Here is a 2,500-nt window from a genome sequence, read left to right as displayed (position 1 = left end):
ATATGGTTAAGTCCTCGATCTATTAGTATTCGTCAGCTCCACATGTCACCATGCTTCCACCTCGAACCTATCAACCTGATCATCTTTCAGGGATCTTACTAGCTTACGCTATGGGAAATCTCATCTTGAGGGGGGCTTCATGCTTAGATGCTTTCAGCACTTATCCCTTCCGCACATAGCTACCCAGCTATGCCCTTGGCAGAACAACTGGTACACCAGCGGTGCGTCCATCCCGGTCCTCTCGTACTAAGGACAGCTCCTCTCAAATTTCCTACGCCCACGACGGATAGGGACCGAACTGTCTCACGACGTTCTGAACCCAGCTCGCGTACCGCTTTAATGGGCGAACAGCCCAACCCTTGGGACCGACTACAGCCCCAGGATGCGATGAGCCGACATCGAGGTGCCAAACCTCCCCGTCGATGTGGACTCTTGGGGGAGATAAGCCTGTTATCCCCGGGGTAGCTTTTATCCGTTGAGCGATGGCCCTTCCATGCGGAACCACCGGATCACTAAGCCCGACTTTCGTCCCTGCTCGACTTGTAGGTCTCGCAGTCAAGCTCCCTTATGCCTTTGCACTCTACGAATGATTTCCAACCATTCTGAGGGAACCTTTGGGCGCCTCCGTTACACTTTAGGAGGCGACCGCCCCAGTCAAACTGCCCACCTGACACTGTCTCCCGGGTCGATAAGACCCGTAGGTTAGAATTTCAATACAGTCAGGGCGGTATCCCACCAGCGCCTCCACCGAAGCTAGCGCTCCGGTTTCAATGGCTCCCGCCTATCCTGTACAAACTGTACCAAAATTCAATATCAGGCTACAGTAAAGCTCCACGGGGTCTTTCCGTCCTGTCGCGGGTAACCTGCATCTTCACAGGTACTATAATTTCACCGAGTCTCTGGTTGAGACAGTGCCCAAATCGTTACACCTTTCGTGCGGGTCGGAACTTACCCGACAAGGAATTTCGCTACCTTAGGACCGTTATAGTTACGGCCGCCGTTTACTGGGGCTTCAGTTCAGAGCTTCGCTTACGCTAACCCCTCTCCTTAACCTTCCAGCACCGGGCAGGTGTCACCCCCTATACTTCGCCTTACGGCTTCGCAGAGAGCTGTGTTTTTGCTAAACAGTCGCTTGGGCCTATTCACTGCGGCTTTCCGTTAAGAAAGCACCCCTTCTCCCGAAGTTACGGGGTCATTTTGCCGAGTTCCTTAACCAGAGTTCTCTCGCACACCTTAGGATTCTCTCCTCGCCTACCTGTGTCGGTTTGCGGTACAGGCACCTTTTATCTCGCTAGAAGCTTTTCTTGGCAGCGGGGAATCAAAGACTTCGCTCCATAAGGAGCTTCCCCATCACAGCTCAGCCTTCACGATAAGCGGATTTGCCTACTTATCAGCCTAACTGCTTGGACGTGCACAACCAATCGCACGCTTCTTCTATCCTTCTGCGTCCCTCCATTGCTCAAACGATAAAGAGGTGGTACAGGAATATCAACCTGTTGTCCATCGCCTACGCCTGTCGGCCTCGGCTTAGGTCCTGACTAACCCTGAGCGGACGAGCCTTCCTCAGGAAACCTTAGGCATTCGGTGGACGGGATTCTCACCCGTCTTTCGCTACTCATACCGGCATTCTCACTTCTAAGCACTCCACCAGTCCTTCCGGTCTGACTTCACTGTCCTTAGAACGCTCCCCTACCACTGATACCATTGGTATCAATCCGCAGCTTCGGTGGTGTATTTAGCCCGGTACATTTTCGGCGCAGAGTCACTCGACTAGTGAGCTATTACGCACTCTTTAAATGGTGGCTGCTTCTAAGCCAACATCCTAGTTGTCTAAGCAACTCCACATCCTTTTCCACTTAATACACACTTTGGGACCTTAGCTGGCGGTCTGGGCTGTTTCCCTTTTGACTACGGATCTTATCACTCGCAGTCTGACTCCTAAGGATAAGTCATTGGCATTCGGAGTTTGACTGAATTCGGTAATCCGATGAGGACCCCTAGTCCAATCAGTGCTCTACCTCCAAGACTCTTACACTTAAGGCTAGCCCTAAAGCTATTTCGGGGAGAACCAGCTATCTCCAGGTTCGATTGGAATTTCTCCGCTACCCACACCTCATCCCCGCACTTTTCAACGTGCGTGGGTTCGGGCCTCCATTCAGTGTTACCTGAACTTCACCCTGGACATGGGTAGATCACCTGGTTTCGGGTCTACGACCACGTACTAAACGCCCTATTCAGACTCGCTTTCGCTGCGGCTCCGCCTCTTCAGCTTAACCTCGCACGGGATCGTAACTCGCCGGTTCATTCTACAAAAGGCACGCCATCACCCGTTAACGGGCTCTGACTATTTGTAGGCACACGGTTTCAGGATCTCTTTCACTCCCCTTCCGGGGTGCTTTTCACCTTTCCCTCACGGTACTGGTTCACTATCGATCACTAGGGAGTATTTAGCCTTGGGAGATGGTCCTCCCAGATTCCGACGGAATTTCACGTGTTCCGC

1 rRNA gene (cut by a window edge) is annotated in these 2,500 nt (G+C 52.4%); it reads right to left on the bottom strand.

Annotation, left to right across the window (positions count from 1 at the left end):
* Positions 1-2: 2 nt before the first annotated feature.
* Positions 3-2,500, bottom strand: a 23S ribosomal RNA gene (locus tag ACTL4X_RS01560) (it continues 423 nt past the right edge of the window).

This window comes from Bacillus sp. RE35 (assembly GCF_052146655.1).
Classification (GTDB): domain Bacteria; phylum Bacillota; class Bacilli; order Bacillales; family Bacillaceae_G; genus Bacillus_A; species Bacillus_A cereus.
Note: the sequence above shows the minus strand (reverse complement) of the source record. Positions and strands in the feature narration are given on the sequence as shown.